Raw genomic sequence first — 24118 nt, 5'->3', positions numbered from 1 at the left:
AAAACAAATATAAAAACAAAAAAGCTCAGAGAAAACCTCTGAGCCTTTCAATTTAACCAGCAAAATAAACTTATATTTTAATCAAACTATCGGCTGAAACGCTGTTAGCGAATCTAACATCGCACTGTTGCCCAAACCTTGTCTTGGTGCCACCATATTGAACTGGCCTTGTTCACCATGCAGTGCCATGTAGTTAAGCAACACCGTATCCACCAGCAAGTTCACATTATTTGCCGATGGGGCTGATGCGGTATCCACTGAGGCATCAGAGCGCATAAAGCCGATTTGTTGGTTTTGTGCCATTTGATCAGCACTTGCGCCCATCAATTGTGGCTTACCCGCTGGGTTATACACCAAGAAGAAAGATGCACCTGTAGATGAGTTATCTCCCGTCCATTCGCCCTTGCCTCGTCCTTCCATTGAGTCATCGATGCGGCCATTACTGGCAACCGAGCCATCACTGAATACATACATCATCAAAGGTTGATTGCGACGAGCGGCATATTCCAAACATGCGCCCATACAACGCCCTGCGCGTAAATCTCGTAACTCACCGGTACCACGCTCACCAGTGTGATAGTCAAAACCACCCATAGTGACAGTGCCAGCACCAGAGAATCCATTGACCACCAACTTCATAATAGAAGCGGTTTTTTGGAACTCTGATTCTGAATCAAATTCATTAATGGTAAAGATACCGCTTGGGCCCACAATGTCAGGATCTAACACAGGGTTAAGCGTCGAAGGATCACCAAAACGATCGGCTAAATCAGCACTTTTCACATAGCCACAATTGACTAAGTCTTTAATCACATCATCACGAGTTACTTGAGTGTTCACCGAAGCCATTTTCTGGGCGCTAATGCGCTGGATGCTTTCCATTACGGTTACGGCATCGCGCTGAGATAACAAGTTAAACAAATCACCCACATCCACAAGCCCAGTCACATCAGACGGTCGATCGATTTTAGTTGGTCGCATGCTCAAATCGACAAAATTAGCCGCTGCCATTGAGTTGCCACCAGAGTCAGTGCTGCGCGAGCCAATGAGTGGCATCAGCGAGCCGTTAGCACCAGCCGCCGCAATAGCATACATAGGATTATGTGGGTTATTACCTGTATCGTTATCAGAACGACAAGGGATCACCGCACCATTAATCCGTGATGCGGTATCGGCTGAAACCTTTTCCAATATGCCACGTAAAAACGCTGAATCAGAGTGGAACGCGAGCCCTAAATCAGTGTTAATAAAATCAGACATACCAACATCAGGGTTTGCAATCGATGGTGCCATATCACCAGGTAAACCCAGCTTGTTATAGCCAGCTGTCGATAAGAAATCTTGCTGACCACCTGCGCCACCAACCAGCACATTTGAGCCAGCAATATTGGCGCCGCCCGCTAAATCGAAACTAATAAACGGAATTTTACCCGCCCCTTGTACGCTAATACCGCATGAGTCTCGCAGTGCTTCTAGGTCAGAAGACAACGCAGCATTGGCTTGGTTTGGGTTAGCAAACATGCTCATTAATGATAAACCCGCGACCGCTTGGCCACCTTTTGCCAGGCCCGTTGAGATAAACTCACGCCGAGTCATGGGTTTACGATGATCGGAAAACAATAAAGGACTGTCAGGGTGAAGATGAGTACGTTTAGTCATGTTGAAGTCCTTTTAAACTCTTTTTTGCCGCCGCTTGATTGTCGATATTCAATATTGGAAACGTGGTGATCTGTGTGGGTATTTTTATCATCATTACGCTCCTATTGAATCAACATCACAGCACTTGCCAACACTGCTGCACATGAGGCTTTAGCAATAGTTTGGGTTCGCTCTGCATTACAGTTTGTGCCACACACAGACAAATTACTGACTAGTGAATCCAGCTCGTTATAAACCAAGTTAGCATCAGGCTGACTCGATAAATTCAGCGGCATAAGTTGACCAATTAACGGGTTGAGCAAGTTAGGTCTTTCTGCGCTGCTTAATGCCACGTTTGGCTCTTGCGTGAAGTCAATATCAGGGAACCAAGCGCTGCGTAAGCTATCGTCATCAATGGCGACATCGCAATAGGCAATTGCCAGTTGCGTCACCCCCATTTGCTGTGCAGAAATAAAGGTATCGATATTTTCGACACTCGGCAGTTGGCTTTTTACTAGTGCATAGGTATCAAACACTTTGGTTGTTTGCTGAGGTACACCAGTTAACTCACTCATTGAGTGGTTAATTTCAGCAAAGTTTCTTAAGCCTATTTGCGCGGTTTCAGTACTTGCGGGTAACTCATCAGGTGTGATTATCACGCCAGGCACAACCACATTTTCATGTTCACCGATTTGCTCAAAAGTGAGGAAAAACTCATCCTGACTGGCACCTTTTTCGAGACCAATAATAGTGCCTAATGCAGACAGCGACATAGGTTCAGCTAACGCCTGACCGCTTTCAATGGCTAAATCGACGTTAGAATAAGCTTGTCCTTGGGCACTTTCTTTACCATTAATCCCGATACGAACTGAACGCATATCAAATGCTTCAGCCACTGGCGTCCCATCGATATTCACCAATGAAGCGCCAGTAAATAAATAGCTGTAATTATCAAATTGGCTGACTTCAAACATCACATAGGTATTGGGCAAATCAATTAAATGACTTACCGAGAACAGCAAGAAGAATTTCTCACCTACACCGACATCATAGTTTTGGCTGATTTGTTCTTGCTCTAGGACGCGGTTATAAATCGCCAACAAACGAATATCACCCTGCCAGACATGTTGGTTTGAAGCCTCTCGTCCTAAAATCAACGCAAAGCTGTCATCCCAAGATGCCAACGGCGCAATATCTTCATCAGCCACTTCAATTAAGTTACCATTGACGTAAATTTTTCGCCCTTCTGTAGCGTTATAAGTTAATACCACATGCTGCAGTGTCGCTTGCAACACTTCATCGGCATCTGGCGTACTTAAGGCTGGTTCGCCATTGGTGCTTGAAGCTTCAGTGCGCAGCATAAAGTCATAGTTATATTGGCTCTGGCCTAATGTGAAGTTACGTGCATCATCACCTGCTGAATAAGTGACGATTCTTGCAGGCCCTTCTTGGGTGACATTATTTGGTGTTACCCAAGCTTCAACTGAAAACTCACCAGTAGAGGTGATTAAATCATGGAGTTTCTTACTGTTGGCGGTACTGGCCTGCGCTTTACCATTAGTAAAAGATAAGCCCCAACTGCCGAGCCATTCAACATCACCCGTCAGCGATAAATTCGCTTCTGGCGCGATACCAGAGGTATCGTATGCAGTAGAACCCGCGCCAGTTTTGAACTGGTATAAGGCAATGACATCCGTTTCAAATCGACCACCACTTGAAGCGGTAATACCATCCGTTAATCGTAGTGATTTAGACACCACCATTTCTGGTGAAATTTCATCGACAGCAATTGCATCACTCATCGCTGTCACTGCAGCAAGCATTTCATTGCTATTTTCTTGGCAATTTGTCCAACAGTTATGAAACTCACTGCCTAAACGAACCACTAATCTAGACTGAGATGGCTCATCGATGTTGATGACATTTTTAGCCGACTCGTAAGCTTGAGCTATATCGTTACTTGCAAAGAAAGGTGACTGAGCAAAAGTCGCTCCTTCGTTATGACAATCAACGCAGTACTGACTAACAATGGGGTAAACATGTTGGCTAAATAGCGCACTGTCATCAGGGAAACTTTTGCTTGAACCTGGCTCTCGCATGGCTGGCGCAGTTAACTCAATTGTATTGGCGCTACTGACCCGTTCATCTGACCACAATTTGATCCACGAAGTCATGGTTTCACCACAGGCACTATCACTGTCTAGCCAACAATTATGGCCACCAGCCACTTTTTCAACTAAGCGAGATGAAGCAGGATCAGTTAAATCAACCAGCGGATTAGTCGCAGCATACGCGTCGTTAACGTCTTCTCGACTGGCAAAATATGGCGCTTGATTTCCTTCTGTATGACAGGCTCCACAGCGATTTTGGGTTGAGATATTGTCCCACAATGAGACTTTATATTTTTGAATGTCTTCAGTGGCAGGTGCAGGACCTGTATACACGCCAGAGTCTGGTTCTTGCTGTTGAGGCGGATTACTTTCTACGTCACCGCCGCCACATGCCGTGAGGGTTAAACATAAACTCAACACCGAGAGGCTAGATAAGGTTTTTTGAGATAATTTCACCGTTACTCTCCCATGCAGTAGTTGCCAACTTCAGCGAATACACGCTTAAGTTGATATGAGTTTTGTTGAAAAGACTCAGTGGTCGCCGCAATTTGGTTAATATCCTCATTGGACTCTGCATCTCGTAAGCACACGGTTTTAAATACTTTCTTTACTTGGCATTGAGCGAAAGCTTGGCTATTAGCAAACTCCTCACCTAATGACTTAGCACCAAAGCCTTTACCTTCAAGGGTTTCATCCCAGCCAAGCTTTTGGTTAACCCCCTCACGCCAATAGTTATGCCATTCATCATCTTCAGTGACATAACCGTAAGGGAAACTGGTCGAGTTAATATGGTATTTACCTTGCACCCTGGTGCCTGTATCGGGATCAACTTGGCCACTTTGGTTGTAAGCAATAGCCCCATTATCACCAACCGGATCGGCTTCAAGGTTAAAATCATATTGATAAAATGCAAACGCTTGAGCTAATGGATCCATGCCACTGTGGCAACCTAAACAGTTATTGATAAATAAGCGACTATCGCCACCAGGGCTGCGGCTAACATCTTGGCGGATTCTATCGGGTGAACGGGTATTATCTTTTAGGGGCTCTAAATCAGTGCACAAATGATTCATTAAGGTAAAACGCACCATGGCTCTGTTTGTACCTAAATAAAAGAATGCTTTGGCAGCCGCTCTACTGGTTAGAACGCCTGCTGTAGCATCACTTGGCAAACCATTTAAGCTAGACTGACTGGTTCGCTCCAAGCCATCTTTTAAATCAATAAACTGATCTTCTAATGATTGGTAATGTTGGTTATTACTGGTGCTATAGGCTGGTAAATTAAGACTGTTCTTCCCCACATACACCATATCGGCTTGCAGTACCTGCCTGAAATCAACGTCATCTCGTACCGCACCAATTACAGTTGCACTGTAATCATTTAGTGGTGCAAAACTGTCTTGATCGATATTAGTCCAGGGGGTGGCGAACAATTTTAAAGTCGTGGAATAAAAAGCTGGGGTTTCCATTGCTAAATAAGCCGCTTCTATCGGTTTACTATCGTCGAGTAATTGCGCTATATCATTGAGGGTTTGTTCAGATGCGGGAACACCGGCGATACGATCATGTAATTGCTTTGCTTGCTCTAACGTCCCAGCATGAGACAAAGGAGCAAAAACAATTATTGAACCTAGTGTTAATTTATGCAAAAAGGCTCGGGTTTTATTCAGTCTTAATTGCGTTCTTAGCACATTGAATTTATTTGAAAATCGTTGACTTTTCACCGTACAAAGTTGCCTCTTCATACTGTCTCCTTGTCGTTATTTCAGCCAACAAACGCCTTAAGCGGCAGAGTTATAAAAACGCAGACAATGATAAGTATTTCGGGAATCATAAAGCTTGTTGTTTTTATTTTTGTTAACTTTATTTTTTACTTGGCAAAATAATTTTTATTAAAAAGTATTGAAACACTGAGACTAGGCGGCAATAATGTCAAGAGTTATTACGTTTTAACTATGTAACGATAACAATAATAACAATTATATATTAAGGGTAATAAATGAAGCCATTTTTCGGCTTAAAGGGATTAGGCCGTAAAACTTTTGACAATAAAGTTTTAGGCTATAAAGCTTTTAGTTATCAAGCATTAATGGCGTTTCTTCTTGTTAGCGGTTGTAACACGGATACCGCGCTTAAGGATGAAAAGCCTGATCCTGTTTTAGTTGAATACCCTGTGGTTTACATTCAGCGCGATCTCATTACCCAGCCCAGTGATGACAACCCAGAATCCGCTAGTTTTCAAAGTAGAAACCCAAGCCAATTTAATCCTGGCGCACAATTATTTGTAAAACGAAATGCGTTTACTGACTCACCCGTTACCAATATCACCGCCGAACTTTTTGCCGATTTAATCACCGAAGATCCTGACACTATCCAACGCATAGATATTCGTGATTTATCAGTCTCTGATGATGGTCAACAATTTTTAGTCTCTATTCGCGCGCCAGAAATTGCTGATGCCGACGAAGATGAACAACCAAGTTGGAATATATGGCGTTACCAATTATCTGACCAATCACTGACCCGATTAATAGACAGTGATACGACTGCCGAACAAGGTGATGACTTGATGGCATCCTTTCTCCCTGATGGACGGATTATATTTGCCTCAACCCGCCAGCGCTTATCACGAGCCATTTTACTCGATGAAGGTAAACCGCAATACACCGCTCTCGATGAAAGCCGCGATAACGAAACGTTCAACATCCATTTAATGAACGATGATGGTAGCGGTATTGAGCAACTGACCTTCAATCTTAGTCATGATTTCTACCCACTGGTATTGCAAGATGGACAAATCCTCTATAGCCGTTGGGATGACATGGGTAGCGACCATGGTATTAACCTCTACAAAATGAATCCAGATGGCACTGAGAATGAATTAATGTTCGGCTGGCATTCTCATCAAATGACTCTCGATGAGCAAGATGAACAAATTGAGTTTGTTAAACCGCAGCAATTACCAAATGGCAATATACTAATGCTGCTGTCATCACAGGATGAAATGAGTTATCAAAAAAGGCCTGTGACAATCAATATCGATGAGTATATTGATAACCAGCAAGCCACTGCGGTATCGGGCGAAACCGACAACACAACTAACAATGCCATAAGCGATTTACCGCTCAGTTTTGATTTTAAATTTAACTTCGCAGACGCGCTATCTCCTTCTGGGCGCTTAACTCATTTATATCCATTACCTGATAACAGCCAACGTTATTTATTGAGTTGGGATCTTTGTCGGGTTGTTGTTGAAGAACAAATCCGTGCATGTGGTCAATTAACTGATGAACAGTTACTGGATCAAACCTTAACACTTGCCGATCCCTTATATGAGCTTTGGCTACTTAACGATGCCGACGGTACTCAGCAGTTAGTCGCCAATAGCGAAGAAGGTAAAGTGATTACTGAAGCGTTAGTGATGCAGCCTTCATCGCAACCTAAAGCCTTTATCGCCGATCAAGTGGTTGGTAATGAACTTGATCCACAGTTGCACCAAGAACTCGCTGCGGCAATTCACATTCGCAGCGTATATGATTTTGATGGTCAAGACAGCAGCAGTAATCAAGGCGGTATTAGTCGATTAAGCGATCCTTCATTAACCCCAGCCAGTGAATTACCAGCGCGCTTTTTAAAAGTCGTCCGCGGCGTACCTATGCCACCTGATGAAGTTCGAGATATTGCCAATACCGATTTTGGCCGCAGCCGAAATCAATTAATGCGCGAAGTTATTGGCTACACCCCAATTCAGCCAGACGGCTCAGTGAAAATTAAAGTCCCTGCAAATGTGCCATTGGCCATCAGTGTCTTAGATAGCAACGGCCAACGCATTGGTGGTCGCCACAGCCAATGGATAAGTTTACAAGCCGGTGAAACCCTGCAATGTATGGGTTGTCACACGGCTAACAGCCAATTACCTCATGGCCGTTATGATGCCCAAGCAGACAGCATTAACACAGGGGCGATTGGTGGCTCTGCATACCCTAATACCAGCAGCAATATTATTCCAATACAAGGTCAAACCATGGCGCAGGCCGATGCCATGGTCAATGGCATTGCAGAGCTATCGGCGAGCCTACGTTACGATGATATTTGGACTAATCCAGCTATCTCAGCGCCAAACCCGAGTATGAATCTGAGTTATGAAAACTTAACAACCCCTGCACCAAATGGCAGTGAATGTTTTAATAATTGGACCCCATATTGCCGCATTCAAATCAACTATGAAGAACATATTCAGCCCCTTTGGGATTTACCTCGTTTAGCCATAGACGAAGACACCTTAGAGGTCCTTGCGGATAACACTTGCACCGTGTGCCATAGCAATGTCGATGATAATAACCTTGCCCAGGTGCCAGCTGGTCAGCTTGAATTGATTGCAGCTCCATCAATAGATCAAATCGCTCACCTAACGAGTTATCGTGAGTTATTTTTTAATGATGTCGAACAAGAAGAAGTGGATGGGATCGTTATCGACAAACTAGTCGAAGTGCTAGATGCCGATGGTAACGTGGTTTATCAAGTGGATGCCGATGGTGAATTGATACTCGATGCCGAAGGTAATCCAATTCCTGTATTAACCACAGTGAATGTACCAGCAATTATCTCGACTAATGGTGCCAGAGCCAGTAGCAGGTTTTTTAATACCATGAATGATGAAACCCATCAAAATATGCTGACAGCCGACGAACTTAAATTATTAAGCGAATGGATAGATATTGGAGCTCAGTATTACAACACTCCTTTTTACGCTCAAGATTAGTCGAAAAGGCTTTTGATAACAGCCGCCATAATAAGAGCAACCTTGGTAAGAGACGGCTTGATAAGAAAAACCTTGATAACAACAAAGTTAAAAGCCAAATAAAAACAACAATAAACAAGGACTGATGATGTTACAAAAAGGAAACTATGTTTAATTTCGCCTGCCCATTCAAATTCATGTTGGCAGGTACATTACTCTGTTTAACGTTATTGAACTCCAACCTTGCTCACGCTGAATCCTCGGCGGCGCAGTTAACCATTGATGTTCCCTTTGTTGAGCTTCATTCAGGCCCAAGTGCAGGCTATCCCGTCGTACATGTTGTTGAGCAACATGAACAGGTCAGTGTACTACTCAAACGAACATCTTGGCTCAAAGTCCGTGATAAGCGTGGCATTGAAGGTTGGTTTCATGAAGATGACTTACGCGGACTCAGCCAACATGGTGAAGCGGTTAACCAGCATGTCATTGGCACTGAAGCCTTTATGCAAAGAGACTGGGAATCGGGCGTAATGTATGGCGACCTTGAAGGCGCTAACTTTTATAACGTGCACTTAGGCTATGTTTTCACCCCTGTTTTTAGTGCTGAAATATCTGCAGGTAAAGCCTTAGGTAGCATTTCTGATAGTGACTTATTTGAAGCCATGCTTTACAGCCATCCTTTTCCTGAATTTACCTTGGTCCCTTACATTGGCATAGGTGGCGGCATTATCAACACTAAGCCTCACAGTGTTATCGCGGATTCTGAATCACGTCAAAGCACCTTAATGAGTGCAGCGGCTGGGGTTAAATACCATCTCGCACGTAACTTTATCTTACGCGCCGAATATAAACTCTCGTTGGCCTTAACCGACAGAGATGAAAATGAACAACTTCAATCTTGGAAAGTCGGCTTTAGCGTCTTTTTCTAATGGGCATGGGAATAATGAAGGCAATGATGAAAACAGCGATAACAACAAAAATAAGCATTAATACCATGGTAAAAAACGCAATTAAATCTTGTTTAACCCTAAGTATCGTCACTTTAGGCATGGGCTATAGCGCCATTGCACTTTCAGCTGAAGCTAGCCAATCAAATACCGTCGGAGTTAAAGCCGATGTTGAGCGCCGCGAAGTACTCGATGATGTATTGGATACCGAAAATTTCGAGGTCGGTATTCAAGGTGGCTTGATGTCAATTGAGGACTTTGAAAATAGCCCTTGGATTAGTGCACATCTGGGGTATCACATCAGTGAACACTTTTATGTCAAAGGCAGATATGCAGTCGCTGAAGGCGGATATACCAGTTTTGAGAAGCTTGCTCATACCGCGCCTTTACTGACAGATGAAGAGCGCGAAATGACCTACTACGGCCTCAATATTGGTTATAACCTTCTGCCTGGTGAAATATTTTTCAGTGAAGATTTAGTCTTTAACAGTGTGTTCTCCATTGAAGTCGGTGGTGGTAACACTGAGTTTGCCGGTGATGAACAATTTACGGTGAACTTAACCGCTAACTACCGTGTTTTTCTCAATGACTGGGTTGCATGGGATCTGGCGATGAGTGACTACATCTTTGACACTCAAATAACAGGCTCATCAAAAACGACGCACAATTTAACCTTTTCTACCGGTATTGCTGTTTATTTTTAATCTATAGCCGTTGGTCACAACCTAGCTCGAAAAAGAGTTAAACAAAAATTAAATAGTAAGAAAAAAAGGATTATCAATGATGTTATTTAAGCGTGGGTTCATTGCCCTGTTTACCCTATTTACTTTAAGTGTATCGATTCAAGCCAATGCGTTATCAGAAGGCGATATGGCACCAGATTTCACCTTAAAAAACATGCAAGGTGAGAACCTTAAACTCTCTGAGCAGCGCGGCAATATCATCCTGATTAACTTCTGGGCATCTTGGTGTGGACCTTGTAGAAAAGAGATGCCAGTACTGCAAAAGCTTGAAGACAAATATCGAGATTTAGGCGTTGCCGTTTGGGGCGTCAATGTTGAGCAAGAAAACCAAGCAGGTAAAGACTTTCTAGCCGATCTTAATTTAAGTTTTGACATCTTTTTTGACGAAACAAACAGCCTATCTCAGACCTACGATGTAAAAGCCATGCCAACGACTGTGATTGTCGATCGCGACGGCAAAGTGCGATATGTGTTCTTAGGTTATCAAGACGGTTACGAGAAAAAATACGCCGCTGCGATTAAAAAGCTGATCAGAGAGTAACCCTATGATGAATCCAATCAAAAAAATGCTCATGCTCATAACGGCCCTGTCGTCACTATTCATAATATCGGGCTGCTCAAGTTTAGACATAGAACCTTGGGTAAAACCTTATGAACGCCAAAACCTTGCCGATCCTATTATGCGATTTGGTAGGCACCCCATTGCCAATATGCACGTAGCGCATGTATTGGAGGCCCGTGAGTCTGCTCGCGGAGCAGAAGGAACTGGAGGCGGTGGCTGTGGTTGTAACTAAGATGCTCAAGTGCTTATTAAAGACAGCCACACTGACAGGATTAATTCTCTGCTCGCCACTCAGCCTAGCAGCAGTGCTAGAGCCTGATCGCGCTGATGTGCTTTATCACAGCTATGAAGGCGGCGGGATGAAAATTGACGGTCCTTCGGTATTGCTTCGAAAAAAGACCTCAGAATCATTGGCGTTTACTGGCTACTACTACCTCGATAGCATTTCTTCGGCCTCTGTAGATGTGCTCAGTACAGCAAGTCCATATAGCGAAAAGCGCCATGAAGGCCAAATTGGGGTCGAATACCTCAACGATAAGACCTTAATGACCTTTAATGCCCGCCAGAGTGATGAAGACGATTACCTCGCACAATCCTTTAGTGTTAATGTATCTCAAGATACCTTTGGCGATTTAACCAATTTAAGTCTTGGTGTGTCATATGGTGATAATGAAATACGCCGCAATGGCGATGACCAATTTGAAGAACAAAGCCAGCAGTACCGTATTCGCGCAGGCATAAGTCAAATTTTAACTCGCAACTTAACCGCGCAACTTAACTTTGAAGCCATTGCTGACGAAGGTTACCTCAATAACCCATACCGTACGGTACGCTACATAGATACAACTAACCCATCCGGTGTTGGCTATCAGTCTGAAATCTATCCAGAGACTCGTAACTCGTTTTCAACCAAATTATCGGCAAGCTACTTTCTGCCCTATCGCGCGGCGTTATTTTTTCATTATCGCTACTTCAACGACAGCTGGGAAATTGATGCTAATGATGTCGAACTCGGATACCGCCACCCTATTGGTGACTTCTTAGAACTTGAATTTAAAGTGCGTTACTACCAGCAAACTCAAGCTGAATTTTATAGTGACTTATTCCCTTATCAAGATGCACAAAACTACCTAGCCCGCGATAAAGAGTTAAGTGACTTTAATGACTTAACCTTAGGCCTAGGTGTCACATATTTAATGCCTGAAAGCTTATCTTTTGGAGATACTCGCTCAGAAGCCAGTATTCAATGGGACTACATCACCTTCGACTACAACAACTTTAGAGATCCCACTGCTGATGGTGGCGTAGGTAACGAACCGTTTTACAATTTTTCCGCTAACGTCATCCGCGCTTTTTATAGCGTTTACTTTTAATCATTTTGCGTAATGTTAGCGATTTAGCCCATTTTCAAGGTAGAAATATGAACAACACAGATCAAGGTACTGGACAAGGTACAGCGCAGGGTAACACTGTTAAGTCATCTACAAATTTTAAAATATGGCTCACTTTGGGGCTATTTATAGCCATTTTCTGGAGCGCGATGCAGCCAAATGCCGCGTTAGCCAATACTGATAATGACGCGAGTGCTAATGCAATGACTAATGGTAATGTTAGCGCTGATAGTCAGAGTCAGGTAGCAAGCGATCTTGAAAACATCAAAAGCCAAGTCATTAAATTAAATCGTGATTTATTCATTCTTGAAGAAGACTTATTGTTCCCCGCAAGCACTCAAATAGCTGTATTTGTGTCAGTGGATATTGGACGTTTTTTTACCCTAGACAGTGTCGAGCTAAAAATTAATCAGCAAAATGTAGCCGGTTTTTTATATACCCAACGCCAACGTCGTGCACTGGAAAAAGGCGGCATTCAAAAAGTCTATATGGGCAATTTGAAAATGGGACAGCATCAGCTTACCGCTATTTTTACCGGTGTTGATGCAGAAGGTCGCACCGTACAAAGAGCAGTGACTCATCAATTTGAAAAGACAGATGAAACCGTGATGGTGGAATTGAAACTTGAAGATAATGAATCCAGTTATCGTGCAGATGTGAAAGTTGAAGAGTGGGTTTTATAACGGTTATGCCAGTTAATATGAACCAAGCTTTCCGTGACTTTAGCCGCTATGCAGTAGCAACGCCTCAGCTAAAAGCGATATTACTGCTTATCGTTAGCGGCTGTTTTTCAACTGCAGCTATCAGTGCTGATATGCCCACTGATGTCTCAACTGATGAGCTAAATAAGCAACCAACTGAAGTTGCTCATTCAACGGCTGCAACTAATTTAACCCTTGCTCAGCAAGCTAACCTGCGCAATAAACTTTATCGCCAAGCCTTATACTTTTATTTTGAAGGTGATTACAACGCCGCATTAAGCCAAGTTAGCCTAAACAGACAGCGCTTTGATGCTGATACCGCAAAAAGCCATTTGTTTGAAGCTGGCTTACAGGTATCCATCGGTTTACATCATCAAGCTACTGAGACGTTGGCCACGTTCGAGCAAGCATTAATTCAACAACAAGCAGACGATAAGTTGGCAGGTATTGAGCCACCAACCGAAGATAAACAAGGCAATAAAACTGCCACCTCTGCTGATGAGCTAAAGCTTATCGCGCTACTACAGTTGTCAGAACAACAAATAGAGCAAGGTAAACACAATGCTGCCCAGCAAACCCTCGCTAATATCACTCAACTGCCTGCTTCATATGCTGAGCAATATCAGATCCTACATCAATTGGCATATTGGCCTGCATCTGTGACTCCTTCAGCGAAAATACTTGATGAGTCAGCCGCGGGATCAAACCAAGCAGATACTGAATTAACTGCAAAGTCAGCATTATCTGCTTACGTCATGCTTAACCAAGCACTGCAATTGATGCAAGCAAAGGATTATCAACGCGCAGAAACACTGCTGGTACGCATTAAAAACATAAACTTAGCAGCAACTGAAACGAATTTCTGGCAAAGCTTATTTACCGAAAAGAGTCCACAACAACGAGCTCAAGTTTCTAGTAAAAATGTTAATAAAGAAATCACTGACATAAGCATAATGACAGCTGATGAATTAAAGGCAGACAAACAAATCCAGCAGCAAGCCATTAATGATTATGCTCAATTATTGTTAGCCCAACTGTATGTTAAACAAGGTCTATACCAAGCAGCATTCGATCAATTACAAGATTTTCCTGAGCACAGTCCTTACACTGAGTCTGCACTATTTCTATTTGCCTTCTCAGCTCAGCAGATCAAGCGATATGACACTTCACTGGCATTGCTTGATTTATTAAAACGTGACTATCAATACTCCCAGCTCGGTTGGCAATCAGCATTACTCATTTCTGCTCAAATCAAACAGCAAAACACACTTTCTGAGAGCCTATATAGCTATCAACAAGCCGAGCAACTCTATGTTGAACAATTAGCTGACTTAGCACGCTTTCATACCGATATTAAGCAAACAGAATTAACGCCATTATTGTTCAACAGTAATGTAAACGCTCAAACGGGAGCTAATGGTCAATGGCTGCAAAAAGCCTTAGAAAATCCAGAGCTGAAACACGATATCGATACCTTATCTGAGTTATCACTGTTAACGAGCAATATTGACCGTCAGCAGCAAAAAAATGCCTGGATAAAAGAGAGCTTAACACTCAATAAACAGCGTCAAGCTCGCATCATCGAACAGCAAAGCCAAACCCAGTATCCTGAATTGATTCAGCAGTTAACCAATCAAAAGCAGCTGTTAGCACAAATGATTACTGAGGCTGAGGCACAAGAAAACGCAGATATTTTTGCCAATGACGCAGAGCAAGCATGGCTTAAACGCGTCAATGAAAGTGAAAACGTTATCAAGGCTATTCGTGGTCAGCGCAGCACTGAAGAGTATCAACAAAGACTAAACCGCGTTAAAGCAGTCCTTAACTGGGAGTTGCAACAGCAATTTCCTCAAAGGTTATGGCAACATAAAAAATTACTTAAACAAGTCGACCAACAACTCGTACTGGTAAGTCTGCAGCAACAACGCTTTGCTCAGTTAGCCAATTCTCAGCAACAAACCACTGCGTTTGAGCAGCGCCAAGCTCAAGCAGAAACGAGACTGGTTACAACAATTCAAAATATCGCAGCACTTGAATCCTCAACCAAAGCTCAAATTCAACAAAAAATCTCAGCCTTTGTTTCTGAGCAACAAATTCAGCTTGAACAGTTATTACTGGCCTCTCGCCATGAAATGGCGGCTGTATTAGAGCAAATGTCCCAACCTGTTATAAATGGGGAGAAATTATAATGACCCCATCAAAACCAACGCTATCTCTACTCGTTAGCTGCATGATCATTGCTGGCGTCAGCGGTTGTAAAAGCACCCTAGATACTCAAGCTAATAACAATCCCAAAAGAGCGACATTAACTGATTTAGCCAAACAACAACCCCAAGTTTCATTGGACTCACTTGCTCTGACAAAAGCGCAGCGAAGCCAAAAACTTGCGCAAATTTATCAGCAATTACTGACATTAGAACCCAACCCAGAAGTCAGAACACACGTTGAATATCGTCTGGTTCAAATTAAGACTGAAAATCTTGAAGAGCAAATGTTTGGTGAGCTTGAAACCACAGTTCTTGATGAAGATACAGGGGTTAACCCGTTAGCTGCAGAGCAAAAAGCTTTGCAACAATTCAAGCAAAACGATCAACAGCTAGTAAAATTAATCGCTGAGTATCAAACACTATTACAGCGCTACCCTAATCGCGCTGATAACGAGCATCTGCAGTATCAACTGGCAAAAGCGCTAGATTTGCAAGGCCAGCTAGATGAAAGCTTAATCGAGATGGAATCGTTATTATCCCGCTACCCTAACACTCAATATTTAGCGGAGCTTAACTTTAGGCGCGGCGAAATCTATTACAACTTGCAAGATTACCCTGCTGCGATAAGCGCTTATAAACAGGTTCAATCAGCTGATAACAATGATAAATATTTACTCAACAGCATTTATATGTCTGGCTGGTCACTGTTTAAACTGAATCGCTTACCTGAGGCTGATAGTACCTTTTTAGCCGTGTTCGATACGATTTTAGCTAACCATAAACCAAAGCAAAATGAGTTAACCGCAACGGATTTCAGTTTTGCCAGTTTGAGCAGTCGCGAGCAAAACCTAGCAATTGATGCGCAGCGAGTTTTAAGTATTTCACTCAGTCAGCAGCAACAATCCGTATCCTTAGTTGCACTGGTGACATCAAAACAAGACACGCGTTACTTACCTATTTATCAACATGTTCTATTTGATAACTTAGCAAAATTCTTACTGAAACAAGAGCTGCAACATGATGCAGAGCTGGCCTATCAAGCCTATATCGATTTGGCACAAGATAACATTTGGTCTGCTCGTTACTCATTGGCTTTACTTGAGCTTTATCAGCGCCAAGGTAAATTTGCTTCAATGCATAAACTCAAAAATGATTATATTAACCAGTACGGGTTAAATAGCACTTTTTGGAGTCAAGCAAGTGCAAAGCATCAACAAGAGTTACTGCCTCATTTACTGGCATTTAGTGATGAGCATAGCCGCAGAGTTTACGCCAACGCGCAAAATCAGCCTGCAGGCATTGGCCGAGTAAGCGCTTTTAAAGCGGCTGCAAATGCATTAAGTACATACTTACAACTCGCAAAACTGCCACAATCAAGCAGCTTACTCAGCAAAGATATTCACACTGATGAATACCTGTTTGCTGATGCTAATTTTGAAGCCCAGCAATTTAGACAAGCACTTAACAGTTATAAAACTATCGCTTATGGTGAAATCAGTTCTATTGATGATTCGCTTCAAGCAGACCAGCCAAACCAACAAGCTGATCACTTAAGCCAACCAAATAAGCAGCTAAACCAAGAGCAGATAGCCCTCAAAAAGCAGGCTGCTTATGCAACCACAATCACAATTCGAGAAATCCTAACGCCGCTGCAAAATCAAGCTAATGCAAATTTGGATAGCACTCAGGTCGTTGTCCAAGAGAGGGTCGCCTTAGATAAACAGTTTATCGCCAACTATCCAGATGATAAACGCGCTCTAGAGCTTGCAACTCACGGCGCCCAATATTCATTTGCATCGAAAAATTACCTGGATTTAGCCCAGTTCAGCGAATTTGTATTAGTGACTCACGGTGTCATTAATCAACCCTCTGAGAAAAGTGCAGAACAAATAGCGGTAGTAGCGCGACAAACACCTGATGAATTAGCCAGTGTACAAAAACCTCAGGCTTATATCGCCCTAGATAAATCAAGTGTTATCAATCCAGTAGAGCACGGTAAACAGCTGCCTAAAACTCAATTAAAACAAGTACAACTTGTGACTCAGTTATATGCTCACGGGTTATATCAGCAAAGCCAATATGCCCTTGCTGAGCAATCTTATAATCTGGCGTTAAAATATTTAAGTGTCAGTCAAACACCGACAGCGCAGCAAGCGACATCACGAGTTGAAATGCGCGATTTATTAGCATCAAGCATTTACTTCCAAGCACAGGCTAACAAGAACGACAATCCGCAACTTGCTGTTGTCGATTTATTACGGATTAGCAAAGCTGTGCCTGAATCAAAATATGCAGTCAGTGGCGAGTTTGAAGCGGCGAATATCTTGCTTTCGCAACAGCAATGGCAACAAGCTATTACGGTATTGGTGCCATTTCAAAAGCGTTACCCTAAACATCAATTCAGTGCATCAATCCCAGCAAAACTTGCTCAGTCATATGAAGCATTAGAACAATGGGAATTGGCTGCTGAGCAACTGTTGATTATTGTTGCCAATGAACCCAAAGGAGCGCTAAAGCGTGAGGCGCAATATACTGCTGCGGAGTACTACCTCAAAGCAGGCGAAACCGAAAAAGCCCGCTTAACCTATCGAACATACGCTAAAGATTACCCTGAGCCTTTTGATGTAGCACAAGAAGTACGCCTTAAAATGAGCGAGTTTTATCAAGTTTCTAACGAGCCCAACAAGGAATATTACTGGTATCGCCAGATATTAACCTTCCACGCCAAGCAGCAAGCTAAAGCGAATACCTTTGCTGGGCGAGAAATTGAAATTGCCTCTATTGCAGCTTCTGAATTAGCCCAAGCACACCAGCAAACATTTATCGCGATTAAGCTAACCGCGCCATTAAATAAAACCTTGAAGCGTAAACAAGACGCGATGAAACAAGCTATTGGTTATTACCAGCAAGTGTTGGACTTTCAACGAGCACAATATGTGCCGCAAGCAACCTTTAACTTAGCTGAAATGTATCGCCAGTTAGCGGCTGATGTTATGGACTCTGAGCGCCCTAGTGACCTAGATGAATTAGCGCTGGAAGAGTACGAAATATTGCTTGAAGAGCTCGCCTATCCATTTGAGGAAAAGGCTATTGAAATTCATATCAGTAACACTGAGCGAGCTTGGAAAAATATCTATGACCAATGGATTGGCAAAAGTTTCACAACCTTAACTGAACTGTCACCTGCGTTATATAACAAACAGGAGGTGACACATGATGTCGTTGAATCAATTCACTAAACCTTTAAGTAAGAGAGTAAACAGTCGGGTGAATAATAAAGTGAATAACACACTTTCCTCAGCTCATGTCACCATCAAGTTATTAATGGGTTTCAGCCTAATGATCTTGTCTGCATGCTCAACGATGACTAATGATCAAGCGAGTGAAAACGCCGAAGCTAACGGTATTGATGCCCTAGATAGCAGTATGGTGGATATGGTTAACACAGATGATGGCAATGCTAGCTCTGTGGCAAATGGCTCTGTAGGGAACAGCTCGAACAAGCAAACGGCAAGTAATGGCGCTTTAAATGACATAACAGCCAACAATTACAACTTATATGCTGAGCAAGCACAGCAACGTTTAGCCAATGTACCCAGTACGGTGTTAACTCAGTATCAAGATGCGCTTGCTCTGATGAAACAACAGCAATTTGATCAAGCTGATGTATTATTCGATCAAGTACTCTTGGCGCAGCCAACCCTATCAGGTGCATTAGTAAACAAAGCCTTAATCGCCATTAATAAAAGTGACTTTAGTCAGGCTGAATCTTTGTTAAATCAAGCCATTGCCGTTAACCATAAAAACCCTTACGCCTTTCAGTTGAAGGCCCTTGTAGCAAGAAAGCAAGGTCAATTTGAACAGGCAGAAAAAGATTATTTAACCGCATTATCTATTTGGCCTAATTATCCAGAAGCACAAGTTAACCTGGCTATTTTGCTCGAGCTATACCGAGGAAAACTATTAGATTCGAGACGTTATTATCAATCCTATTTATTGCTAAAACCTGATGATGTTCAAGCCCAGCGATGGTTGGCTGGCGTTGAAATAAAAATTCAGCGCGCTGGGCTCAATTTGCAAGAAGGAGAAGGATAAGATGGTTAGTTCATTAACCCCGATGACAACATACCGTGTAAACGCAGCGGTTATTGCTGTTATGACACTCTTGCTGCTATCAGTCATTAGCATTGGCCAGCTTAATGCCGCTGAAACCGTCAGCACAGCAAACAAACCCGTATTAATTGAAAGTAAAGTGACCGGCACGCAAGAGCAACCCAAAGTGCTTTACATCATGCCTTGGCAAGGAATTACCAACCCTGTAGCAATACAAGATAACAATATGCAAATCATCTTGCCGCAATTCAAACCGATTAACCCTAAAAAGTTCCAACAAGAGGTACGTGATTTCAGTGTGAATACTTCATCAAAACAATAAAGGGTGTATTCACCAAGATAAAAGTTTAACCCAAAGCAGTAACAAAAAAGCAGTAACAAAAAATAACTACATTTAGGACGAGTCAAAAACAACTTCGTTCGACTCTATAAAAAGGAAAATATCATGAGTTTTACCGACCATATTATTGCATTTTTACAAAATGGTGGCCCGTTCATATACCCTATCGCCCTAGTATTAGTCGTCGGTTTGGCCATCACTATCGAACGCTGGTTATATCTCAGTTCAGCTCATCGCACTAACCAAAAAGCATTCTCGTTAATCAAAGAAGCACTTAAAAGCGGTGATGTCGCGACAATCAGTCAACATGCGCAAAATAATAAAGCCCCTGTATTTGATGTATTGCAATCTGGTATCGTCAGAATTTCACAAGCTAATCGCCGTGAAGATGTGGAATACGCCATGGAAGAAACCATCATGGAGTACATGTTGAGACTTGAAAAGCGCACGCCATTTATTGCTACCTTAGCCAATATTGCTACGCTACTTGGTCTACTGGGTACCATTATGGGGCTGATTGCAGCGTTCTCTGCGGTAGCCAGTGCAGATCCAGCTGAAAAAGCTAACCTGCTGTCTTCCAGTATTTCTGTTGCAATGAACACCACTGCATTTGGTCTTATTACCGCTATTCCGCTAATTCTATTTCACTCAACACTGCAAACTAAAACTGCGACTATTGTTGATTCAATTGAAATGGCTGGCATTAAATTACTTAATTCACTGTCATTTTCTAAGCAAGCGGATTCGGACCGAGGCTAATAATTATGAGACGCCGTCGTCGCCCTAATACCGAAGATGCAGAACTCGATATCACTTCATTTATGAATTTGATGATCGTGCTCGTGCCTGTGTTATTACTGAGTTTGGTATTTTCACAAGTACGGATACTAAATCTGCAATTGCCTGTTATGTCAGAATCTCAACAAGCTGAAGATGATCAAGAACCTAAAGTATTGGAACTGGTCATTACTCAGCAAAGTCTTGAGCTCAACTACCCTGCGGGCATATTACTTAAACGTTTTGAAACAACAGAACAAGGTTATGCTTTCAAGGCTTTGTCTGTGTACTTACAAGACCTTAAACTGACTTTTCAACAACAAGAAATCGATAAAAATGACATAGTGCTTTTGCTTGAATCTAATATCGATTATCAGACCATTGTGACTGCAATGGATACCGTGCGTTCATACAAAGCAGTGGTTGCGGCTAATCTAGTCGATGCTGAACTGTTTCCGCTTATCTCATTAGGCGATGCACCTGAAGAATCACTTGCTGAAACACAAGTAAGTGAAACCACAGGAGGCAAATCATGAAGCAATCACCCAGAGCTAAACGACTTGCTAAGCACCATAAGCGCTTTAAATCAGGTGGCAAACTTAACTTAGTTGCCTTGATGGATATCTTTACGATTTTGGTATTCTTCTTGATTGTGAATCAATCTGAAGTACGCGTTCTACAAAATATCGAAAAGATAAAGTTACCTGTCTCTATTGCTGAAGAACTGCCAGTTGAAAACCTGGTTATCACAGTACTTAAAGATACAGTGCTTATCCAAGAGCGAGCTGTTTGGCAAAATAGTGCTGATAAGCCTAACTTCAGTGAACAAGAAAACCTTGAGTTTATCGAAGCGATGACTACTGAGCTTACATACCAAGCGAGTAAACGTACTGAGTTAACAGAGTCAGAAAAGGAAAAAGGCCGTGCCGTCACCATTATTGGCGATAGCAGCACACCTTATATGGCGTTAAAGCAAATTATGGCTGCTTGTGCTGAAACGGGATATAGAAATATGTCATTAGCCGTGGAACGCCAAGCCAGTAAAGCGGCTGAGGAGAGTTAGCATGACAGCAGCAAGCTTATCCCATTCGTTTAATGGCAGTAGCCCAAATGGTAATAGCTTTAACGACATAGGTGATTTATTTAAGCCCAGTAAACAAGATAGGTTATTTAAACAGATCTTAGTGTTACTACTGGTCATTTACGCTGTGTTCGGCATCGGTGTGCCTTTACTTGAGCAAGTTGAAGTGCCAAGAGAAGTTAAAGAGCAATTACCACCGCAGTTAGCGAAAATAATGCTTAAAGAAAAACAACTTCCAGTGCCTGAAAAGCCAGAAGTTATTCCTGAACCTGAGCCAGAACTTGAAAAAGAACCGGAAAAGGTTGAAGAGAAGCCTATCGATAAACCTGTTGAAAAGCCAATAGTACAGCCGACAATGACCCGTGAGGCCGCAAAAGAAAAAGCACAAACTTCAGGGCTAGCAGCCATGAAAGATGAGCTTTTTTCAATGCGTGAAGCGTTTGATATCAAGCCGGCATCTCAAAGTGCCCTTGAACAAACGCAGGCGCAAGAAGTGAAAATCAAACGTAAGATGTTAGCAGCTTCGGCCAATACCCAAAGTGAGAGTTTAACCACCTCTACCGTCAATCAAACCGTTGTGTCAGATGCTTTAAGCACTAAAAACACCCAACAAATTAGGTTGGCAGAAGAGGAGGTGTTAGCTACTCAAGGGGCAATTGCCGAGGAAGAGCAACTGGCTTCTGCGGGAAGCCAACGTTCAGAGGCAGCATTACGCCGCACACTTGAGGCGAACAAAGCACGTTTATATGCCTTGTATAATCGAGCTCTGCGTAAAGACCCTTTCCTCAAAGGTAAAGTCATGTTTGAGATTGAGATCCTGCCTAATGGCAGCATTAGTCGGGTTGATATTCAATCAAGCCAGCTTAACAATGCCAAATTAGAGCGCCAACTAAAGGTTGTGTTACGTTCAATCACCTTCCCAGCAGAAGATGTTGCAACAATGACAACCATTTGGGCGATCGACTTCTTACCCAGCTAGACAGAAGTAAGCGATAAATGATTAATTAATTTTTATCAGTTAACAATACGGCCAATTGGCCGTATTTTTTTATTTGCTTAAGGCTTAGAAAGTAAAACAGATTAAAGCACTTGCTTCATAATCTTAGCATCAGGGCCATAACTTGCGTTAGCCGCCTGCTCATGATCAATCTCAAAGCCCATTTTTTGCCAAAAAGGGACTGAGCCTTGTATTGCCACAAGTTGTATTTGTGAGTAATTGTATTGCTTAGCAATTAATTTTAACTGCTCAACCATTTGCTTACCGACTCCTGAGCCTTTTAATAGAGCAGATACCGCTAAATCATGTAGAAACAATTTATTACCCTCCTTTTTCTCAGAAAGTGTCTGATAGAGCTTAGGAGGCGTTTCATTAGCCCAAACATGAGCCAATAGATAAGCCATTACCTTTTGCTCTTCATTTTGATAGACAAAACAGCAGTGAGCAGAATGCTGCCATTTATCCCGAAGGACTTCGAGCGGCTCTGGTTCAATATCCACATACACTTGCGATTGGAGTTTATAGATTTCAGGCCACATTGACTCTGTAATTGGATTAATTGGCATTTCGGGCAGACTCTGAATGTAATAATTTAGAAAGTAATAATTTGGAACGTATGACTTATCCATCATACAAAAATAATCATATGCCTCAATCGATAAGTGATAATGGATAAATATAAGAAGATAAATCATAAATTTCAGGCAACAAAAAGCCCGTCATAAGACGGGCTCTTGCTTTAACCGTGAGGCTAAATTTGGCTGGGATACCAGGATTCGAACCTGGGGATGCCGAGATCAAAACCCGGTGCCTTACCACTTGGCGATATCCCAAAATTGGTTATGTATAACTTTTCATAAAGGAAGGTTTACATATTGAAAAAATTTGATGGTACGGGAAGAGAGACTTGAACTCTCACACCTTACGGCACCAGAACCTAAATCTGGCGTGTCTACCAATTCCACCACTCCCGCATCAAATCTTTCTCAGAATATACACTAATTATATATAGTGTAAACTCTGTTGTTGCTCTTTTCTAACTAAGTAGCATAGCGTTACCCACTAATCTACCTTTAAACATGGTAGCAATGGCGGGACTTGAACCTGCGACCCCAGCATTATGAATGCTGTGCTCTAACCAGCTGAGCTACATTGCCTAAGATGGCTGGGATACCAGGATTCGAACCTGGGGATGCCGAGATCAAAACCCGGTGCCTTACCACTTGGCGATATCCCAATAATCTTGTCTACTTACTTTAAAATGGCTGGGATACCAGGATTCGAACCTGGGGATGCCGAGATCAAAACCCGGTGCCTTACCACTTGGCGATATCCCAATCTAAAGCTTTTTCGAAAAACCCGCTAATGCCAGCCTTTCTATATAATGGTACGGGAAGAGAGACTTGAACTCTCACACCTTACGGCACCAGAACCTAAATCTGGCGTGTCTACCAATTCCACCACTCCCGCACTGACTCTGTTTAACATCCAGAACACGATGCTCATTTAACCTTGAGAAGGTAGCCAGTCATATCTCTAAAACCTTGCGGCCTTAACTAACCAGCGAATCTCTAGTTTGACATCTTGAGAAGAAGGTAGCAATGGCGGGACTTGAACCTGCGACCCCAGCATTATGAATGCTGTGCTCTAACCAGCTGAGCTACATTGCCACTTTATCTTTCGTTGCCCTCGTCGTGAGGACGGGGCGTATTATGCTTATTCAGCGTATCGAGGTCAACTGCTTTTTTTAGCTATTTTCATCAATTGGC

19 protein-coding genes and 7 tRNA genes are annotated in these 24118 nt (G+C 42.6%); 15 read left to right on the top strand and 11 right to left on the bottom strand.

The genetic code is table 11. The features are described from left to right. Positions 1-81 precede the first annotated feature (81 nt). The 3 genes from BCU94_RS17510 to BCU94_RS17500 form a co-directional block, all read right to left on the bottom strand. The gene (locus tag BCU94_RS17510) at positions 82-1659 is read right to left on the bottom strand and encodes a general secretion pathway protein GspF (RefSeq protein WP_102438942.1); all 1578 of its coding nucleotides are present in this window, start codon (positions 1657-1659) and stop codon (positions 82-84) included. 101 nt (positions 1660-1760) lie between these two features. Next, positions 1761-4205: a LamG domain-containing protein gene (locus BCU94_RS17505; protein ID WP_102477104.1), complete on the bottom strand. Its 2445-nt coding sequence runs from the start codon at positions 4203-4205 to the stop codon at positions 1761-1763. Between the two features lie 2 nt (positions 4206-4207). Next, entirely contained in the window at positions 4208-5494 is a 1287-nt protein-coding gene (locus BCU94_RS17500; RefSeq protein ID WP_102477103.1) for a hypothetical protein, read from the bottom strand. Between the two features lie 254 nt (positions 5495-5748). Between BCU94_RS17500 and BCU94_RS17495 the strand changes: the two genes are divergently transcribed. From BCU94_RS17495 to BCU94_RS17425, 15 genes are all read left to right on the top strand, one after another. After that, a complete protein-coding gene (locus tag BCU94_RS17495; RefSeq protein WP_102477102.1) occupies positions 5749-8511 on the top strand; it encodes a PD40 domain-containing protein in 2763 nt (920 codons plus the stop codon). Positions 8512-8657: 146 nt separating this feature from the next. Then, on the top strand, positions 8658-9419 hold the full coding sequence (locus BCU94_RS17490) for an SH3 domain-containing protein (RefSeq protein ID WP_102477101.1): 762 nt from the start codon (positions 8658-8660) through the stop codon (positions 9417-9419). A 65-nt stretch (positions 9420-9484) separates the two neighbouring features. Continuing rightward, positions 9485-10141 carry an outer membrane beta-barrel domain-containing protein gene (locus BCU94_RS17485; RefSeq protein WP_241904112.1) on the top strand — a complete coding sequence of 219 codons (657 nt, stop codon included), beginning with the start codon at positions 9485-9487 and terminating at the stop codon, positions 10139-10141. 76 nt (positions 10142-10217) lie between these two features. Beyond that, a complete protein-coding gene (locus BCU94_RS17480; RefSeq protein ID WP_102438952.1) occupies positions 10218-10721 on the top strand; it encodes a TlpA disulfide reductase family protein in 504 nt (167 codons plus the stop codon). 7 nt (positions 10722-10728) lie between these two features. Beyond that, entirely contained in the window at positions 10729-10974 is a 246-nt protein-coding gene (locus BCU94_RS17475; RefSeq protein ID WP_102439160.1) for a DUF4266 domain-containing protein, read from the top strand. Then, positions 10919-12115 carry a DUF3570 domain-containing protein gene (locus BCU94_RS17470; RefSeq protein ID WP_241901125.1) on the top strand — a complete coding sequence of 399 codons (1197 nt, stop codon included), beginning with the start codon at positions 10919-10921 and terminating at the stop codon, positions 12113-12115. Before BCU94_RS17475 ends, BCU94_RS17470 begins: the two co-directional genes overlap by 56 nt. Before the next feature lie 47 nt (positions 12116-12162). Continuing rightward, entirely contained in the window at positions 12163-12816 is a 654-nt protein-coding gene (locus tag BCU94_RS17465) for an AraC family transcriptional regulator (protein ID WP_198589561.1), read from the top strand. A 5-nt stretch (positions 12817-12821) separates the two neighbouring features. Further along, on the top strand, positions 12822-15023 hold the full coding sequence (locus BCU94_RS17460; protein WP_133149806.1) for a CDC27 family protein: 2202 nt from the start codon (positions 12822-12824) through the stop codon (positions 15021-15023). Continuing rightward, positions 15023-18280 (top strand): tetratricopeptide repeat protein, encoded by a 3258-nt coding sequence (locus BCU94_RS17455; RefSeq protein WP_102477098.1) that lies wholly within the window; start codon positions 15023-15025, stop codon positions 18278-18280. Before BCU94_RS17460 ends, BCU94_RS17455 begins: the two co-directional genes overlap by 1 nt. Further along, a complete protein-coding gene (locus BCU94_RS17450; RefSeq protein ID WP_102477097.1) occupies positions 18255-19136 on the top strand; it encodes a tetratricopeptide repeat protein in 882 nt (293 codons plus the stop codon). Before BCU94_RS17455 ends, BCU94_RS17450 begins: the two co-directional genes overlap by 26 nt. A 1-nt stretch (position 19137) precedes the next feature. After that, on the top strand, positions 19138-19476 hold the full coding sequence (locus tag BCU94_RS17445) for a hypothetical protein (protein WP_102477096.1): 339 nt from the start codon (positions 19138-19140) through the stop codon (positions 19474-19476). Between the two features lie 123 nt (positions 19477-19599). Then, complete coding sequence (locus BCU94_RS17440; RefSeq protein WP_102438963.1) at positions 19600-20253, top strand: MotA/TolQ/ExbB proton channel family protein; 654 nt, start codon at positions 19600-19602, stop codon at positions 20251-20253. 5 nt (positions 20254-20258) lie between these two features. Beyond that, a complete protein-coding gene (locus BCU94_RS17435; protein WP_102477095.1) occupies positions 20259-20807 on the top strand; it encodes a biopolymer transporter ExbD in 549 nt (182 codons plus the stop codon). Next, on the top strand, positions 20804-21334 hold the full coding sequence (locus tag BCU94_RS17430; RefSeq protein ID WP_102477094.1) for a biopolymer transporter ExbD: 531 nt from the start codon (positions 20804-20806) through the stop codon (positions 21332-21334). Before BCU94_RS17435 ends, BCU94_RS17430 begins: the two co-directional genes overlap by 4 nt. Position 21335: 1 nt before the next feature. Then, positions 21336-22331, top strand: coding sequence for an AgmX/PglI C-terminal domain-containing protein (locus BCU94_RS17425; RefSeq protein WP_102477093.1), 996 nt, complete (start codon positions 21336-21338; stop codon positions 22329-22331). Between the two features lie 101 nt (positions 22332-22432). Here the strand turns inward: BCU94_RS17425 and BCU94_RS17420 are convergent, their stop codons facing one another. The 8 genes from BCU94_RS17420 to BCU94_RS17385 form a co-directional block, all read right to left on the bottom strand. Next, positions 22433-22915 (bottom strand): GNAT family N-acetyltransferase, encoded by a 483-nt coding sequence (locus BCU94_RS17420; RefSeq protein WP_102477092.1) that lies wholly within the window; start codon positions 22913-22915, stop codon positions 22433-22435. Positions 22916-23107: 192 nt separating this feature from the next. Beyond that, positions 23108-23182: transfer RNA gene (locus BCU94_RS17415), tRNA-Gln, on the bottom strand. 56 nt (positions 23183-23238) lie between these two features. Further along, positions 23239-23323: transfer RNA gene (locus tag BCU94_RS17410), tRNA-Leu, on the bottom strand. A gap of 106 nt (positions 23324-23429) precedes the next feature. Continuing rightward, a tRNA-Met gene (locus tag BCU94_RS17405) sits at positions 23430-23506 on the bottom strand. A gap of 5 nt (positions 23507-23511) precedes the next feature. Further along, positions 23512-23586, bottom strand: a tRNA-Gln gene (locus BCU94_RS17400). A gap of 25 nt (positions 23587-23611) precedes the next feature. Beyond that, a tRNA-Gln gene (locus BCU94_RS17395) sits at positions 23612-23686 on the bottom strand. 48 nt (positions 23687-23734) lie between these two features. After that, positions 23735-23819: transfer RNA gene (locus BCU94_RS17390), tRNA-Leu, on the bottom strand. 126 nt (positions 23820-23945) lie between these two features. Beyond that, positions 23946-24019 (bottom strand) — tRNA-Met (locus tag BCU94_RS17385). Between the last annotated feature and the right edge of the window lie 99 nt (positions 24020-24118).

The sequence above is a fragment of the Shewanella sp. 10N.286.52.C2 genome (assembly GCF_002874545.1).
GTDB lineage: Bacteria > Pseudomonadota > Gammaproteobacteria > Enterobacterales > Shewanellaceae > Shewanella.
Note: the sequence above shows the minus strand (reverse complement) of the source record. Positions and strands in the feature narration are given on the sequence as shown.

Coding starts and splice junctions, on each gene's coding strand:
- BCU94_RS17510 (WP_102438942.1), bottom strand. CDS start 1,659: ATGACTAAACGTACTCATCTTCACCCTGACAGTCCTTTATTGTTTTCC.
- BCU94_RS17500 (WP_102477103.1), bottom strand. CDS start 5,494: ATGAAGAGGCAACTTTGTACGGTGAAAAGTCAACGATTTTCAAATAAA.
- BCU94_RS17495 (WP_102477102.1), top strand. CDS start 5,749: ATGAAGCCATTTTTCGGCTTAAAGGGATTAGGCCGTAAAACTTTTGAC.
- BCU94_RS17490 (WP_102477101.1), top strand. CDS start 8,658: ATGTTTAATTTCGCCTGCCCATTCAAATTCATGTTGGCAGGTACATTA.
- BCU94_RS17485 (WP_241904112.1), top strand. CDS start 9,485: ATGGTAAAAAACGCAATTAAATCTTGTTTAACCCTAAGTATCGTCACT.
- BCU94_RS17480 (WP_102438952.1), top strand. CDS start 10,218: ATGATGTTATTTAAGCGTGGGTTCATTGCCCTGTTTACCCTATTTACT.
- BCU94_RS17475 (WP_102439160.1), top strand. CDS start 10,729: ATGAATCCAATCAAAAAAATGCTCATGCTCATAACGGCCCTGTCGTCA.
- BCU94_RS17465 (WP_198589561.1), top strand. CDS start 12,163: ATGAACAACACAGATCAAGGTACTGGACAAGGTACAGCGCAGGGTAAC.
- BCU94_RS17460 (WP_133149806.1), top strand. CDS start 12,822: ATGCCAGTTAATATGAACCAAGCTTTCCGTGACTTTAGCCGCTATGCA.
- BCU94_RS17455 (WP_102477098.1), top strand. CDS start 15,023: ATGACCCCATCAAAACCAACGCTATCTCTACTCGTTAGCTGCATGATC.
- BCU94_RS17450 (WP_102477097.1), top strand. CDS start 18,255: ATGATGTCGTTGAATCAATTCACTAAACCTTTAAGTAAGAGAGTAAAC.
- BCU94_RS17445 (WP_102477096.1), top strand. CDS start 19,138: ATGGTTAGTTCATTAACCCCGATGACAACATACCGTGTAAACGCAGCG.
- BCU94_RS17440 (WP_102438963.1), top strand. CDS start 19,600: ATGAGTTTTACCGACCATATTATTGCATTTTTACAAAATGGTGGCCCG.
- BCU94_RS17435 (WP_102477095.1), top strand. CDS start 20,259: ATGAGACGCCGTCGTCGCCCTAATACCGAAGATGCAGAACTCGATATC.
- BCU94_RS17430 (WP_102477094.1), top strand. CDS start 20,804: ATGAAGCAATCACCCAGAGCTAAACGACTTGCTAAGCACCATAAGCGC.
- BCU94_RS17425 (WP_102477093.1), top strand. CDS start 21,336: ATGACAGCAGCAAGCTTATCCCATTCGTTTAATGGCAGTAGCCCAAAT.
- BCU94_RS17420 (WP_102477092.1), bottom strand. CDS start 22,915: ATGCCAATTAATCCAATTACAGAGTCAATGTGGCCTGAAATCTATAAA.